The sequence below is a fragment of the Vibrio sp. 1F263 genome, from assembly GCF_041439035.1.
GTDB classification, from domain to species: Bacteria; Pseudomonadota; Gammaproteobacteria; order Enterobacterales; family Vibrionaceae; genus Vibrio; species Vibrio tasmaniensis_A.
The window spans coordinates 1-15,675 of record NZ_JBGONI010000055.1; the positions used below are offsets into that span (position 1 = coordinate 1).

The window sequence follows — 15,675 nt, forward strand, 5'->3', positions numbered from 1 at the left end:
CTAAAAAGGACATCAAGCCACTACTTGCAGTTGCCAAGAAATCGCGTAAATACCAATGGTTGAAGTAATATGATTCAATCGCCTTCCAGCAATCTGTGCTTAATCTTCACCAAGGCTTTAATAACTTCTTTAATCCGAAGTAGAAAGCGAAGTAGAAACGCGACAGAGGCTCCTTCGGGGCGAGTCCAATACACGGCAGAGGGACGAGCCTAATACTTAGTGGGAGAATCTGCTAGTTCTATGCCAGAGGAAGACATAAGTCGTAATCGAGTGAGTGTTACCACCCAACCCTCAGATTTCTTCTTTTCGAATCAGGGCAGGTAAAGCTCTCTCTAAACTTGGGGCCAGTTCAATTAGCCCGCTTGGGGTTTTCCGACCTAGAATTAGGTTTAATTATGCCGAAAGGTTATGCAAAAAGGAGCGTATGATTTGCCTTTTGCCGTTGTAGAAGACTAAGAGCTATAAGGTTTATCACGTCTGACGTAGGCTAAGGTCGCCCTTTCACGAATTAAGGAGGGCGTTAAAGGGAGAGGTTCTAGGCGGGATCGGCGAAGTTAAGGTGAACACCGTAACAATCTGAGCATGTGTGAATGCCAAATCAAGTGATGTGTTCTGCTGGGGTTCTGAGCAAAATAGGAAAAAGAAAAAAACGACATATGAGATCGTTGATGGTTACTGTCATGGAAGCTGGCCGGGAGCAAATAATGAGAAAATAAAACACTGCTCTCAACGGATCTTGTGGGACTTCCCTTTCGATATCAACCTCTAATCCATCAAGTAACGAGCTTAAAACCTAAAGAACATGAGTACTGCTGAGGACATTTTTCTGTTGAGATGTAACCAGTTCCGCTATTGGCATGCAAGATTCCCAAATCGTCTACTAATTAGATGGAGGATGAATTTTTCGGGGAAATGTGTTCAATACCCCGATCAGCTGTAAATCGTAGAACGATTAACAAGGATGCCGTGTTCGGCCAACGTATAACTTAGATTGGCAGAGCTCAAAGTCGTAGAGGCATACCAGCGAACACACCAAAGAAGGAGGTTAGGGCGAAGTTTTGCCATTTGAACTCAAAGTTGGCCAGAGGGCGGGATTCGTTAAAACTCTCTTCTGTATATACATTATTACTGCGCTTTTCTAAATTTTTCATTATAAATTATAAATTAATTATTATAAAAATAAAGATTAAATATATATTTTATTATTGTGATAAAATATGGGATATAATATATGAAATTTCTAAAAACAAATTCATTTAAAAAACTATGTTTACTCGCTTTTTTATTTAATATTAATAGCGCTTTTTGCTCTTCCACTGGACCTAGAGAGGAACCTTTTTCGAGGCTTTATCTTGAAGGCACCTATGTGAATTTATCGCCAAATTCTAAAATATACGCCAATAATAGAATGCAGGCCGAAATTGAAATTTATTATCAGTTGAAATCTAATTACACGTTTGACAATGTAAGTCTCAAAAAACTCTATACGGCGGAAACGATTGACTCGCTCTCCGTCTCAGATTCTCACAGCGGGTATGTATTAGATATCAGGCTTGAGGATGGAAGTAACCGAAACAGACGAAGAGAAGGCTATAGGAGTGTTTCTAAGTTTGTTTCAGGTAACCGTGCAGATGTTTATCATCTGTGTGTCCAAGCGACGGCCACCAATAATATCACTGGTGAATCTCTTACCCAAAATACTTGTAATGGAACCACAAACAAATCTTCTGCCATCGTCGAATTGTTGACCCCAAGAACCTTTACCAGTTCAGATTTTACCTACGAAACAAGCAATAGCGGATGGAGTGATGGGGCCATTCTTCATCTCAAGAAGTATAAGCCTAACAATTTTACGCTCCAGAAAGTTTGGCAAGAAGGGGGGCTGAGATTAAATAATGACCACCATAGGTTGCTGGGGACTTATAGCAACAGCCAGTCCTCTTCCGCCTTATACTGGATATATGATACAGATGCTGGCCATATCAACATACCATTTTCAACTACCTATGACACTGGCTGGAAAGACCGGGTTGTCTATGGCGATCTCAATACAGATGAGGCCATTATATTCGTCAGCTCATTTGGGCGCGGTATTTACAGCAGCAACTCTGCTAACATCTCTAAAGCATTTCCTCCCTATGACTGGAACCAAAGTATTAGTCCTGATGGAAAAATAGTGTATTTCGAAGATAAATTTGGCAATAGAGGATACTTTAGTTTTTCAAGAACTAGCTACAATGATTATTTCGAGGAAGGGTACTATTTAAGAAGAATACATAGTGAACATAATTAATCGGTGATTAATAAAATGTCTTTTTTATCGAATGCACATAACTTCTCAATTATTAATAATTCAGGTGTCGATCCTAGGACTGGGGCTTATATATGTTCAATAAGGCTCGCTGATTTTCTATCACATAAAACCGTAGGTTCTCCCATTTCCTTGGTATTAAACTATCGTGCCGAAAGTGTTCGAGATGAAGGGTTTGGGAGAGGCTGGCTTCTTTCTTTCAGTCGTTTTGAAAAAGAAGATAGTATTATTTACCTGAGCTCAGGCCAAAATTATAAAGCGATTTATAATCATCAGACTAATGAATATAAACTCCCATACAGAAAAATTAAAGATATTAAGTTACTCTATTCTCTCAGTAATAATGAAATTAATGTTATCTATAAAAGTGGGATTGTAGAATCGATAGACTATGAAACGGGAGCCTTGAAAAAGATCACCTCCATCCAAGGCTTGGAAACAACATTCCACTATAGAGAGAGTGACCAAACTAGCAAATTGTGGAAAATAACGGATGGCTCAGGAAGAGAATTACGGATAGATTATTGGTCTGAAGACTTAAAAACAACGGTCACACAGGTTGTAGGTGGAGAAACCTATCAAACACTGGTTGTTGATAAAGAAAGCAATGGTATTTATAAAAGATTAACAACGCTTCATTTACCTGATGACGAGTCGAATATCACTTTTGAGTACGAATACCTGAGTAATATTAACTATGATCTCCTGACAGTCTTTTCTCATCCCAGTGGCCTGAAAGAAATCCTCACTTACCAAAATGAAGGGCACAGCTTTCCGAGCGGTGGGCCGGTCAGTAAAGTCCCTTATGTGACTATGCATCGATTTGTCGCTGGGAATAATCAACCTGACCGAGTAACAAACTATACTTATTCAGATAAAAACTATCTCGGTTTTGCTAGTGAAGCCGCGTTCGTCAATGGAGAAGATACTCTATTCAAATCTAGGAGTGACTATGAGTATAGTAGTGTCGAGAAAATAAATAGCACGCAATCCATAACACGGTCTTATAATAAATATCATTTACAAAAATCTATAGAATATCGCCACAATGAGGTTCTTTACAGAAAAGAAGAGTACGTTTATTACGCGGAGATAAATACCAGTATTGAGCATCAACCAGCCAATTACTCATTTCTGAAGGAAAAACATGAAACTCACTATGAAGATTCTGATTCTAGAACGTTTGTCCATAAGTATCAGTACGATGATTATGGGAATCAAACCTTAATTCGAGAGATAAATGGTGATCAAACGAAGCGAGTCTATTACACCTCTTCAGGAGAGGGTCAAGCATGCCCTCCAGAGCCTAATGGGTTTGTTGCCTTCCTGCAGGAAGAAACTTTCCAGCCAGCTTCCTCTATTACTAGTCATGAACAAGAGAGGAAAAGTGTCTTCACCTACCAATCCTTACCCCGCATCGGAGGAGGCAACTTTGTCGTCCTTAAACATGAAGAGAGCTCTCTGAGTCGTGTAGATTATGTTTACTTTAACAATGTTGAAGAGCTTACTCATGGTCAATTACAAAAAACCTCTACTTTTATCAATGATTTTGTTTCACGAAAGGACTTGTCGTACCGTTATACCGACCAAGATGTTGAAATTACAAGCGCACTAACAACACATGATAATTTAGTCGTTACCACCCAAGTCAAGCATGATTTAAAGAGTGGTGAAGCCGTTCAGTGGGTCGATAGTGAAGGAGTTATCTCAAGTTGTCGATACGATCTTCTTGGTAGGCGGACTCGAGAGATAAAGGCGGAAGGGACGGATTATGAAGCGGTAGTGAAGTATGTCTATCGTGTTGGTGATGGGCTCAATCAATTGAAGAGCATAGAGCCTACCGGTATCCAAAGCGTCGAAGACTACAACAATGCAGGCAAGGTCATTAAGACAAAACGAAGTGATCTTAATGGTCAACTCATCGTGTTGAGTGAACTCAGCTATAACAGCCTGGGTCAATTGATTGAGCAGCAAGAATTTGATAACTTTTCGACCAGTTCTTCAATGGTAACTAACTACGAATACGATGCCAGAGGCAACCTTAGTAAAATCACCCACCCAGAGGGAAGGATAGAAGTCATCAAGCAAAACCCCGTCAAGATGACTATAAACTATTCGATACAAGGTTTGCTTTCAGAAATTCGTTCTTTTGATTTAATGGGTAACTTATTAACAAAGGAGCTGCTCAACAGTCATGGGAAACGGTTAGCGTTTTTCCAGAATACTTATGATGCCTTAGGCAACTTGGTGTCGAGCACAGACCAGAAAAGTCATACTGTTGAATACACCTATGATACCGCAGACCGAGTTGTTTCAACACGTCAAATCTACGATGGTGAAACGCTTGAAATATCAAAAAAATACGTCCGTTACAGCCATGATCTTTTGCCTGTTGAAACCAGTGTTAATAATAAAACCATTGGGATTAGGGTGTATGACGGGCTATCTCGCATGGTATCTGAAGTGTCGAGTTCTGGAACTGAAAAACAGTCTTTTAGCGGGGCTTCTCCAATTCCCACGAGGGTTGTTATGGCGGATGGTAATGAACTCGAGATAACGTACAATAAGTATTTGAAGAAAGCCACGGCCTATAATGTTTCAGGCAACGAAGCGTTGAATGTCACCTATCACTACGACGCAAAATCTGGTCATCTAGTACGTGCAGAGAATAAAAATCTCATCAGTGCTTATGTGTACTTTAAAGATGGGATGACGAGAGAGGAGATGGCGTTTTTCCCCAATACGTCTGTTAGACTTTTTAGCTTTGAACAATATCACCTTTCAGGCAGGCTGGATTTTAAGCACGATTATTTTGGTAACGTCGTTAGATACAGCTATGACCGCTACGGAAGAATGTTTTATATCGAATATATTAAGCAAGATTCGAATAATGAGAGTGTCCATACATTCAGCACTTTAAATTATGATCACTATAGTCGCTTGGTCGGATGTGATACTTATAGGGGAAATGATCACCTTCAAATTAAACTAGAATTAAACGATGTCGGACTAGAAACGAAAAGAAGTGTTCATCTAAACTCTCAATTACAGTTTTCTTTGCAACAAGTTTATAACGATGAACTTCAAATCAGCCTAAAGACACTCGAAAGAGACAACAAAACAACGGTTGAAAAAATGTCATACGATGATTTCCATCGACTAGTTGATTATCAGTGTGATGGCTTTGAACACCCCAAAGATACATTTGGCAACAAAATCATTCGACAGCAATATAGTTATGACTTGTACGGCAATATAACCAAACTTATCACGTTTTTTTCAGACGGTACCGACAATATTTGTACATATACTTATGATACTGATGACGTGGTGCGTCTTACGTCAATCTCTAATACCCACATTAGCTACTCTGAATCGGCTAACTTAACTTATGACACATCAGGAAACATAACTAAAGATGAGCGGGGGGCGCTTTATCATTATGACGCTCTTGGTCAATTGAATTCAACTTCTCTGCCTATTAACAACAAGTCTTATCAATTCGAATACGACGCTCAAGGGCGTGTAGTGGCGCAAATTGGGCAAGACGAACCCAAGATGGAGCTTTATTATCAAGGTGACCAGATAGTCAACGAATTATACGATGGATGGCACACTTGTTACCATAACGTGGGTGGTTTATGGACGGACCGTACTATTTCTTCGTACCTCAAGTTTAATATCAGCCCTTCAAATTATGATACCTCGGTGCATCTTGCTGAACATCAATACTTACTAGGAAACGCCCAACATAGTGCTATCGCTACTCTAACCTCACACCATGGCGATGATACTATTTCGACAGAATACAAAATGTACACCCCCTATGGACAAGGTTGAGGTGAAGGCGTGATTTATAGAGGAAATGTTTATCATGAATAAGAATTATGGTTCATCCGGTGTTAATCAAAGATATATAGATCTATCAAAAAGAACTTTTATCAAGTATTCCACCTCATTGGCTGCTTTATCCCCGTTTATTTACTTTACTCCAAGATTTCTCTTAGCTGGCGAAGCCTTTAAATCAAAATTTGAATCTTCAGGGTTAATTGTGCCTGTTAAATTTTCTCAGAGTCGGTTAGGTTTTAATGGCGAACGTGAGATTAGCGACATTGGTTCAGGGCTATATCATTTAGGCAATGGTTTTCGGATTTATAGTTCAGGTTTGACTCGCTTCCATTCTGCAGATGTGTTGAGTCCTTTTGGAGAGGGAGGGAGTAACTCCTATAGCTATTGTTTTGGCGATCCTGTGAATTTGCGTGATCCCAGCGGAAAGTTTGCGATATCCAGTTTAATTATAGGGGCGATTGTAGGGGCAATTCTAGGGGCGGGCATCTCCGCAACTGCAGAAGGAATTCGTGCGATAGTGACGGATACGCATTTTGAATGGGAACAAGTTGGGATTGGGGCCGCACTTGGCTTTATCTCAGGAGGATTTGGCGCGGCAGCAACGGGAGCAAAAACCAGTGTACAAGTGGGCCTCGCGATTGCTGATGCTTCTGTGTCAAGTGCAGTTAGCTTTGGTCTTGAATTGGCGACTGGCTCAAGTGCCAAAGATGCCGCTTTAAATGCGGGAATTGGGGCGGTAATAGGCCTTGTAACGTTTGGGGCAGGAAGAGGGATCGGGGTGGCTCGTAGCAGAAGAGCATTGATGGCTACACGACGCCAAGCGATGGAGATGGTTGAGTTAAGACATTGGTCCCCTCTTGAAGATCTCACGACCATAACAAGGCAGCGCTCACCAGGTTATCAAAGAACAGCAGCTATCTACAGGAGCGCCGACGATTATGTCTACAGCCATGGGGGGATTGGGTTAACCATGACGCCAGATGGTTTTAAAACAGCTGGACGGCTTGCGGAGTATCTACCAGAGGGCGCGCGAAGCGTTCAGAGGTTTAATTTGCAAACCTGTTTCGGGGCGACCGGAGGAAGCATGTTTTCTCAAGGGCAGGCTTTAGCCAATCATCTAAATACTAGAGTGGTTGCTTGGCCAGGTAACTACGTCCGCAACCTACCCGCAACTTCAGGGAGAGTGTTCAGACCTCAAGCCCCTGCATTAGCCAGGGTGACCAATAGCTTCAATACCGCGGCTGGTAACCTGAATAAACTCGTCATTTATGGTAGGAATCCGTCTTGGTTATGATAGTTAGAATGACAGTAATTTTTAACTAATGTGCTTTTTTACAAAAAATCTAGAGGTAAGTTGGTGGGGATAGGGGTTGTTGCCAAATTTGGGTAAAAGTAAAAAACTTCTGTCTGGCCTTTTGCCGAGTCCCGTCCTATGGCTAACTTTTAGTTCAAATGGAAACATAATATTCTCCCAGTTTGGTTGTTTATTTCATTATTGTAGCGGATTACTACAGGTGGATGCCGGCATTGCAACTGAGCTTGAAGCAGCAGCGAGTGAGAGCGTCCGGTTATTGGTTCTTTATCATCGAGGGGGAATTCACGCTCAAGCGATAATGTAACACTCTTCTTGTCTGGGCCTTCATTAGTATTAGAAGTGCTTATCTCACTGGCATATGACACTTTTAACATTGAAGGTTGCAACCCGATCGCTGTCGCATTCGCAATGAGCAACCTAGGCTCGGTATCACCTTGTTGAACAAAACCAGCAGAACGGGCTGGTAGGAGTAACTCTAACTCGAGGGGCGAGTCGTTGGGGATGATGCTTAAAATCGGTGTGCTTGGCTGCCCACTTTGGCTTGATAGGCAAGATAAAATGGCGACCACCTAAGTTAGGTGTGTTAGTAGAGGGGATGACGAGCGGAGATTGCATTGTGTTTGCTGAAGTCAGTCGAATTGCACGTTCAACGTTACAAGTACTAGAGGTACTCGAAGTGTGCATGAAAAAGAAAATTAATGTCTATATTGCAAAGGAAAACTTACAGTTATATGGCTCGAGGCAATCTCATATCACCGCTAAGGTGCTAGGAATTGCGGCAGAAATCGAGCGTGAGTTGATCTCGCTGAGAACGAAGGAAGCGCTCGCCGCCAGAAAGAAAAACGGAATGATTCTCGGAAGACTGAAGGGCCAAGCCGAGAGGGTGAAGCGCCGAGTACGCTGCGTGACTATATGAAGCTAAGGGTTAAGAGAGTTATGAAAAGTGTTTGGCGGGAGACATGTGCTTACCAAAAACGGCTGCAATAATGAGGAGCTCTTGTTTTCGAATGTAGTAAATCACATGGTGCTTCGAAGGAAAGCGGAAGTAGTCTTGGCCCAACTCTGAAACTTCTATGCCGATCAACTTATTGCTAGCCAGTAATTCCATTGATTACTTTAGTTCTGAAAAGTAAGTGGTCCATTGTGTTTGCCCCCATCGCTCTAATGTATAGCGACGAATATCAATGAGATCAGACTGCGCTGCATAAGAAAGCTTATATTGCGTCATTAATCAAATTTACCTTGGTCAAGTGCATTCATGAAATCGTCACCGTCGACTAGGTTATCTGATAGAAAATCGGCCTCTGCTTGTTCGAAGCGCGATTTCACCACCATCAATTTCAGGGCTTCAAGTTGCTCATATTCTTCACAAGACATCATCACCGCAACCGGTGAACCGTTCTTATTGATTTGTACGGGTTCACGTTGAGCCTTCATTAGTAAATCGCCAAATTTAGTTTTAGCTGTATTAGCAGTAAGTGATTGCATAATATTCTCCTTTTCGTTCATTATAAACGAATCTAACGCTTTAACTGATTTGTATGATTTTAGTTATACGGTTAATCCAATGGCGTGTCCATAAAGGTGTAATTTAGTGGATACGACTTGTTACCCCTCTCAGAACTGTCCAGTTAGTCTTTTAAATGTATATGTACACTTAATTAAAACTATCTTAATGTTCACTTTAGGGTTCATTTCATGAAAATTGGCTATGTCCGTGTCAGTATTCAAGACCAAACGCTCGACGTTCAACTTGAACAGGTTAAAGCTATAGGTTATGAAAAATTCACCAAGAGCAAGCGAGGGGGGGAATCCCCAGAGAGAGAACTGCTTAACCTGTTGCTGGACTTTGCGAGGGAAGGGGATGTTATTCACGTTACTAAAGTCGACCGTATTTTGATCGTAATACCATTGATGCTTTGCAAATTGCTGAGCAGCTAGCGAGAAAGAAAGCCGGTTTGGTCTTTCATTACTTGGGCGATTTGGATATTAACAGTGATGTGGGCAGAGCGCGCGCTCAGAAGGGAGGCACCTCTAAGACGCTCACCAACTCATTCAAGAGATTGCAAACCAAGGCATGAATAAACTGCGCTCAGTAAAGAGTTAGGGTGTAGTCGGACGACTGTTTATAAGGTCTCGGGATAAAAGTGTAGGTGAATTTGTAAAAAATCGTATTTTGCAGGGCAGCAGGAAGATATATGTTAACTTCAAATTAAACCTTTACAAAAACGAGATAATGGATAATAATGTTATCGCTCTGTTGTTCAGAGTTATTAAATGAAACATCAAGTTGTAAAAGTAAAACCCTCAGAATTCCTCGTTATTGTTGTTTTCCTCAGTGTTTCCCTTAGCTTCATAGATACATTAAATAATTCCAGCTCTCAGCGCATCGCATTTTGCGATTAATTTTTATCTTATATAAGGGACACAATATGTCTAACAAAACAAATGGCGTAGTAAAATGGTTTAACGAAGAGAAAGGTTTTGGTTTTCTAACTCAAGACAACGGCGGTGCTGACGTATTCGTTCACTTCCGTGCTATCGCATCTGAAGGTTTCAAGACTCTTAAAGAAGGCCAACAAGTGTCTTTCGAAGTAGAGCAAGGCCAAAAAGGTCTTCAAGCTGCAAACGTTGTAGCTGCATAAGATTTTAAGTAGGCGCGAGCGGAGATACCGCTTGCGTCACTTCCCCCATCTTAGAGTACTTATTTATAACTCCCCACGAAAATATCCAATATTCTCCCAATACTTTTTGTATTTGTCGTTACGTTTCTTATTTACTTCGTTTTTATAAATAAAATTATTAATATATCTCAATAGTAGTATCTCTAAAAGACTGCTAGCTTCGTTATATCTAACGAAAATAAATAAGGATCAACCATGTCTCGAACAACAGGCCGTAAACTTTTTTGGTTTCAACAACAAAAGAAAAAAACGATAAATAATAAATAGGAATAGTATGAAGATCACATTTAATTTATTTAAAGATAATCTCTCTTGGGGTGGGATTATTCACCAACTTAATGGTGATGTTTTAAGGCGCCACGTGTTAGTGAGCGGAAACGTGGATGATATGAATATTAAATTTTCATACTGCGAAACGACTTTAACAGGCAGCATTACTGATCAACATGATTGTGTACTTGGTGATTTTAGTATTTTGGCTTAAATCTAAAGCACAGGCTTGTAATTAAGCTTACTAATAATTGATTACACAGTTGTCCGACTGAACCCTAACTCTTTGTTGATTGTGTGCTTGATATCTTGCTCCGTAGGCTATTGACTACTTTGGTAAAGCGGCTTGTTAGGAAATCGGTCGACATGCATTCCTCGGCTCGTAATCGCCCCCTGATTTCATTGTAATACAGCAAGATGCGCTTCTTCATATTTCAGCGGAGGCGGAAATTGTGGTGTAAATGACTCTATATGCACCTCTATTTATAAACCCTAGCCCTTAAAGTGCTTTATCAAATACTTCGGGCGTAATGTTAATATACCAATCTAAATTTACTTTCTTGCGCCTGATTAGCCCTCGCTCCTCAATAATTTCACAAGATACGCGGAAGTTGTTTGGAGGGACCTCTCTCCTAAGAAGTTGGTTAATAGCATGGTTGACCACCGTAGACTTACCTTCTTTGACTCCCTTCACGAATCCCTTTGCCAAACAACTTAATATCTCTTTTTGGATTTGGCTGAGTCTTTGATTTCTCATTTCATATTTTTATTATTCCTTGTAGCAATGATTAAACTTTAAATTTGAGAAGGAGGGTATGTTGTTTGGGTATACCTTATTGTCACTAGTTGAAAATTGCACCTAACCATTAAATGTCATAATATAAATGACATACCTATTTAGATCATAACCTAAAAGTCACTTAATCAAAATTATGTACATATTTGGATACTTAAGAGCATCAACTATCGAACAAGATGCAGAAAGAGCAAAAAAGACCTTATCAGAATTTGTTGAACAAAAAGGACTTCGTATTGCTGCTTGGTATGTTGAGCAAGAATCTGGCGCTTCGTTGCAAAGACCTAAATTACTGCAATTATTAAGTGATGCTAAAAAAGGGGATTTGATCATGATTGAGCAGATTGATCGACTCTCTCGTCTAAATGAATCTAGTTGGTCTAAATTGAAAGAAATGCTGTACGAGAAGGAATTGAAAGTCATTAGCTTGGATTTACCAACTAGTCACATCGCCATGGCTCCTGAAATATCCGATGAGTTCACGAATTCGATGATTAAAGCGATCAATAACATGATGATGGATATGCTCGCGGCGATTTCTCGTAAAGATTACGAAGATCGACGTCGACGCCAAAAGGAAGGCATAGATAAAGCTAAGACAATGGGCAAGTATCGAGGAAGAAGGCCCGATTTAGAGTTGCACGAACAAATCTACAAACTTCGAGTTCTTAAGGAGATGAGCATCAATGAAACAGCTAAGTTTGTGGGAGTGTCACCACGAACGGTCGTTCGTGTCGTCAAAAGAATGAGAGTTGAGCGTAACGAGAGCTAGGCATGTCTCACATCAAGTTGGGCCGGAATCGAGCAATTTTATAGCAGAAAGCGAAGTGATAGCGCTATTCGTGAGGGTTGTCTTCGTAAAGCAGGAGCCTCGCCCTTAAACTAGCAAGGCTTTATACTTTCTCGGCTAATGAGAAAGTTGTGCTAGTTCGTCTTTATTCAATCCTGTGACATCCATAATGGCTTCCTGATCTAGACCATTAAGCATCATCTTGCGCGCCATCTCCTTGAGGGCTTCTTGGCGTCCTTCTTGGCGTCCTTCTTGGCGTCCTTCTTGACGTCCTTCTTGGCGGCCACGTTGCTCGCCTTGTTGGCGCAATTGTTCTGCAATAGTCATAAGTGTGTCCTCGTGTTTCGGTACTGATGAGGCTAGTGACGTAATTAACGCCTCTAGGTTGTTCGTTTCACCCACTTGGAGTAAGTAGCTCATCAATGACTGTACTTGCTTATCTGTAGTGTAATCGGTTAAGAGCAATGTGACCAGAGGCTCAAAGAAATCCATGATATCCCGATGCCTTGCGTGCTTTTGGACAAGCTCAAGCAATGCGATGCGGCGATGCTGCATTATCTCATCATCGGAGATGACCGTGACATCGACTAATGGAAAATCTTGAGTATAGAGCGCTTTAGCTATAAGAGGGTTAACGAACCCTTTTAACCAATTCATCTCATACGGGTAGGGCGAGACCTTACCATGGTAAAACTGCAACGGGATCACCAGAGGTAAACGCTCATGGCCAGCTTCAATATGTTGCTGCATGGCGGCGATAGCGTAACGCATTAGTCTGAATGCCATGTGTTTATCTGATCGACTCTGGTGCTCGATTAACGCGTAGACGTAACCTTCCCCCTGAGACGTTGTAAGAGAATAAAGGACATCCGAATAGTAAGGCCGTAAACTTTCTTCAATAAAGCTGCCTGATTCGAGTTTTAGGGTCGTCAAATCACAGATTTCACGCAGCTCAGCAGGCAGGTGAATATCCAATAAGTCCTTAGCGGTTTCTGGATGAGTGAGAAACTGCTTAAAGAGGGCATCATGTGGGGTTGGCGTGGTCTTTTTCATTTTATTATCCTAACACCAAATGAGTTAAATCAGTATCACGATAGGGATTCTGCGCTAGCTTAATTTCTGCTCACGCATCAATTTAGATTATTTAATGTGATTCCCAAGGGAGGTTGACGGGGGAGTGTAAAATGAGAGCAGAGTGCAACAATAGTTAGCCACGCCTAACATTAAGTAGGCTTTCTAACAAAACTCTATTAATCGATTAGGTTTGTAGTAGAAAGCCCCTCTCAATTAGGCCTTTTTCTACAGCGAGATTTATATGCTATAAACGCTGTAACAACAATGGTTAATTGACTAACATGTATCGCTCGGGGATGTTTTAAAATCATCAAATTTTAAGATTAGGTTTTTTGGTGAAGTTTGTGTTTTGGGGAGTCACACTTGGAGTTCTGTAAATAAGTGTACGTTATGAAGCCAAAGTCAAAATACCAAGGGTAGCGAGTAAACAAGAGACTATTTTCGTTTTAAGGTTCGTGCGCTCTTTTAAAAAGAAGTAACCAAAAAGAATATCGAGGATGAAGGCTCCTTGGAATAAAACCATGACTAAACTAAAAGCGCTAGTGTTAAGCACTTTTAAGAGAAAATAGTAGCTTGCTGTTCCGCAAGTGGCTGTTATTACGGCGTTAAATAGAACTTTTTTGATTAACCTATAATGAACTTTAAATAGTAGAGGCGTCAAAAAAGCGGTTCCAGAAAAACCGATAAAAAGGATAACGCTAGTAGGTAAGTACAACGTAAGTACTTTATCAAAACCAATGGCTAGAGTGAGAAAGATTGGCGCGAGCCACGCGTGTAGATTGTTTGAAAAAAGAAGATTCATGTTGTTACTTGTGCTGATGAGCAGTGAAGCGACAAGTATCAGTATAACGCCAGTCATTTGAAGGAAAGTCAGTGTCTCATTTAAAAAGCTAACCCCGAACAGAGCACTCCAAATGATCTTTGTTTTAGAGATTATCGAGACAGAGCCTAATTCAATTGAAGCACGAGCCCTAAAGGTTGAGTACGCAAACCCAAGCCATGAGAAAACACTGAATATACTTAAAAGCAACAGCTCCCAAAGTTCACTTGTATTGTCGAATTTTGTAGGGATTTGTTCGATTTCGAAGATAACAAACAGAGCAGCCAGTAAACTGCATGTAATTTGATAGGCTATTAAATATTCATTACATAAAGGATTTTTCTTAAGAAAGACTCGTGAAATCCATTTGTCTAATGAACTTAAAGTCATAGCTAGAGCTAATATAGTGTAGGAACTTATCATTGTTTCTCAATGTGAATCGAGGTCTTGCGTTTTATGAGTTCAAATAGTTTTCGGTTATTGGGGCTACTCTCTTCTCCTTTAGTAATAGCAACGTGATTATAATCAGTTTCAATTTTAGCTATGAAATTTGGAATGACGTTTTGAAGCATGAGTAATTCGAAAATAAACTTACTTAAAGGAGTTCCAGGAAGTAACTCTTTATTTTGAAACTCGCCCGGCCAGTGCGCCCACCCCCAATCTTTTATGACGTATATCCCACCTGACTTTAGATAAGGGAATGATGTCAAGAAAGCGGCTTTTGTTGGTTCATATAAATGGTTGTAATCATCAATAATTAGATCTACATTTTTTGTGGGGAAGTGTGATTCTAATATTTGAATGACCTTGTCTGTATGCTCTTGCTTTACTCCACAATAAGGCTCTATTACAGAGTGTGCTGAAGACCCCTTTCGGTATTGACTTAAGGCTGGATGCTCTTGGCGTTCGTCTATGCCTATGATGGAGTCAGGGGTGAAAATCTTATCGAGTAAAACGAGACTAGCACCGTGATATAACCCAAACTCAATAATGTTCTTGGGGGTCAAAGGAGCACAGATTCATGCCATTGATTTGGCGAATGAAGGATCTTTAACTAGAACGAAACTATTTTCCGTAGTTTTCTTTTTTTGACTTCCCCAAGAAACCAAATGAAATTCAACTTCGTCAATAGATAAGCGTTCTTCATTATGCCAGCGTATTTTATCCCAAGGGTCGTTATAATTATCCATGTCTTATTATGGGCCTGATAATTTTTGACCTGTAATTCTAGGGTATGCCTTGAGTTGTAATTAATAAATTATTAGTAAATTAATAATTTCATTGGTATTTATATTTTATTCTCCCTGGAGCGTTTTAATTTATTTAACACTTCTTTCGAAAATTTAGAGAAAGATAGAGGGAACATCATGGATAAGTCCGAGCTAATATTAAAGACCACTAAGGAATTAAAAGAAATAGCTGAATCAGGGGCTAATAAAATTGCATTGGCCATGCAAGAAGCAACAAAAGCTAATTACATAAATTTTGTTTCGATGCTTTATCACTACTCTGTCCCAGGAGAAGCTCAATTAAATAAAGCAGCTTTAGCTTCACCTACAGCTGAGATGCAAAGGTTATTCTCTACGATGGCTGAAGAAGAGGCTGATCACGACATTGTGGCGATGAAAGATATGAAATCGATGGGTTATAAAATCGGAATCGAAGATGAATTGGTTTCTAGCTACCACAGACAATGGGATAATTTCACAGAAGGGCTTTGTTGCGTAATTAAATTTAAAGATAGAACAACCCCGTTTCGCGTATTT

The 15,675-nt window shown here is 40.3% G+C and carries 12 protein-coding genes and 3 pseudogenes; 9 read left to right on the forward strand and 6 right to left on the reverse strand.

Going from position 1 to position 15,675, the window contains the following annotated elements; all coding sequences use genetic code 11:
• Nucleotides 1-1,231: 1,231 nt before the first annotated feature.
• From ACED25_RS21400 to ACED25_RS21415, 4 genes and pseudogenes are all read left to right on the forward strand, one after another.
• Nucleotides 1,232-2,293, forward strand: coding sequence for a hypothetical protein (locus tag ACED25_RS21400; RefSeq protein ID WP_048660705.1), 1,062 nt, complete (start codon nucleotides 1,232-1,234; stop codon nucleotides 2,291-2,293).
• 15 nt (nucleotides 2,294-2,308) lie between these two features.
• A complete protein-coding gene (locus ACED25_RS21405; RefSeq protein WP_017101797.1) occupies nucleotides 2,309-6,151 on the forward strand; it encodes an RHS repeat protein in 3,843 nt (1,280 codons plus the stop codon).
• A gap of 34 nt (nucleotides 6,152-6,185) precedes the next feature.
• Complete coding sequence (locus ACED25_RS21410; RefSeq protein ID WP_016800081.1) at nucleotides 6,186-7,454, forward strand: RHS repeat-associated core domain-containing protein; 1,269 nt, start codon at nucleotides 6,186-6,188, stop codon at nucleotides 7,452-7,454.
• A 568-nt stretch (nucleotides 7,455-8,022) separates the two neighbouring features.
• Nucleotides 8,023-8,364: pseudogene (locus tag ACED25_RS21415) on the forward strand (recombinase family protein); the annotation flags it as partial.
• A gap of 45 nt (nucleotides 8,365-8,409) precedes the next feature.
• Here ACED25_RS21415 and ACED25_RS21420 read toward each other — a convergent pair.
• Together ACED25_RS21420 and ACED25_RS21425 are read right to left on the reverse strand one after the other, a co-directional pair.
• A pseudogene (locus tag ACED25_RS21420) lies at nucleotides 8,410-8,703 on the reverse strand (type II toxin-antitoxin system RelE/ParE family toxin).
• Nucleotides 8,703-8,963: a type II toxin-antitoxin system Phd/YefM family antitoxin gene (locus ACED25_RS21425; protein ID WP_017101801.1), complete on the reverse strand. Its 261-nt coding sequence runs from the start codon at nucleotides 8,961-8,963 to the stop codon at nucleotides 8,703-8,705. The pseudogene ACED25_RS21420 and the gene ACED25_RS21425 overlap by 1 nt, the downstream one beginning before the upstream one ends.
• A gap of 210 nt (nucleotides 8,964-9,173) precedes the next feature.
• On the opposite strand from ACED25_RS21425, the pseudogene ACED25_RS21430 reads away from it, so the two are divergent.
• From ACED25_RS21430 to ACED25_RS21440, 3 genes and pseudogenes are all read left to right on the forward strand, one after another.
• Nucleotides 9,174-9,620: pseudogene (locus ACED25_RS21430) on the forward strand (recombinase family protein).
• Nucleotides 9,621-9,907: 287 nt separating this feature from the next.
• Nucleotides 9,908-10,120, forward strand: coding sequence for a cold-shock protein (locus ACED25_RS21435; protein ID WP_102258025.1), 213 nt, complete (start codon nucleotides 9,908-9,910; stop codon nucleotides 10,118-10,120).
• Nucleotides 10,121-10,433: 313 nt separating this feature from the next.
• Nucleotides 10,434-10,643 (forward strand): hypothetical protein, encoded by a 210-nt coding sequence (locus ACED25_RS21440; protein ID WP_016800083.1) that lies wholly within the window; start codon nucleotides 10,434-10,436, stop codon nucleotides 10,641-10,643.
• A 285-nt stretch (nucleotides 10,644-10,928) separates the two neighbouring features.
• Here ACED25_RS21440 and ACED25_RS21445 read toward each other — a convergent pair whose 3' ends face one another.
• Nucleotides 10,929-11,186 (reverse strand): hypothetical protein, encoded by a 258-nt coding sequence (locus ACED25_RS21445; RefSeq protein ID WP_016800084.1) that lies wholly within the window; start codon nucleotides 11,184-11,186, stop codon nucleotides 10,929-10,931.
• Nucleotides 11,187-11,361: 175 nt separating this feature from the next.
• Here ACED25_RS21445 and ACED25_RS21450 point away from each other — a divergent pair, with 175 nt between their 5' ends.
• Complete coding sequence (locus ACED25_RS21450) at nucleotides 11,362-11,997, forward strand: recombinase family protein (protein ID WP_017103703.1); 636 nt, start codon at nucleotides 11,362-11,364, stop codon at nucleotides 11,995-11,997.
• A gap of 135 nt (nucleotides 11,998-12,132) precedes the next feature.
• On the opposite strand, the gene ACED25_RS21455 is transcribed toward ACED25_RS21450, so the two are convergent.
• The 3 genes from ACED25_RS21455 to ACED25_RS21465 form a co-directional block, all read right to left on the reverse strand.
• Nucleotides 12,133-13,068 carry an Rpn family recombination-promoting nuclease/putative transposase gene (locus ACED25_RS21455; protein WP_371696059.1) on the reverse strand — a complete coding sequence of 312 codons (936 nt, stop codon included), beginning with the start codon at nucleotides 13,066-13,068 and terminating at the stop codon, nucleotides 12,133-12,135.
• 409 nt (nucleotides 13,069-13,477) lie between these two features.
• Complete coding sequence (locus ACED25_RS21460) at nucleotides 13,478-14,332, reverse strand: EamA family transporter (protein ID WP_016800581.1); 855 nt, start codon at nucleotides 14,330-14,332, stop codon at nucleotides 13,478-13,480.
• Nucleotides 14,329-14,916, reverse strand: coding sequence for a class I SAM-dependent methyltransferase (locus ACED25_RS21465; protein ID WP_371696061.1), 588 nt, complete (start codon nucleotides 14,914-14,916; stop codon nucleotides 14,329-14,331). Before ACED25_RS21465 ends, ACED25_RS21460 begins: the two co-directional genes overlap by 4 nt.
• Before the next feature lie 360 nt (nucleotides 14,917-15,276).
• Here ACED25_RS21465 and ACED25_RS21470 point away from each other — a divergent pair.
• Nucleotides 15,277-15,675, forward strand: a 399-nt coding sequence (locus ACED25_RS21470; RefSeq protein WP_371696062.1) for a hypothetical protein, incomplete at its 3' end; no start/stop codon positions are given.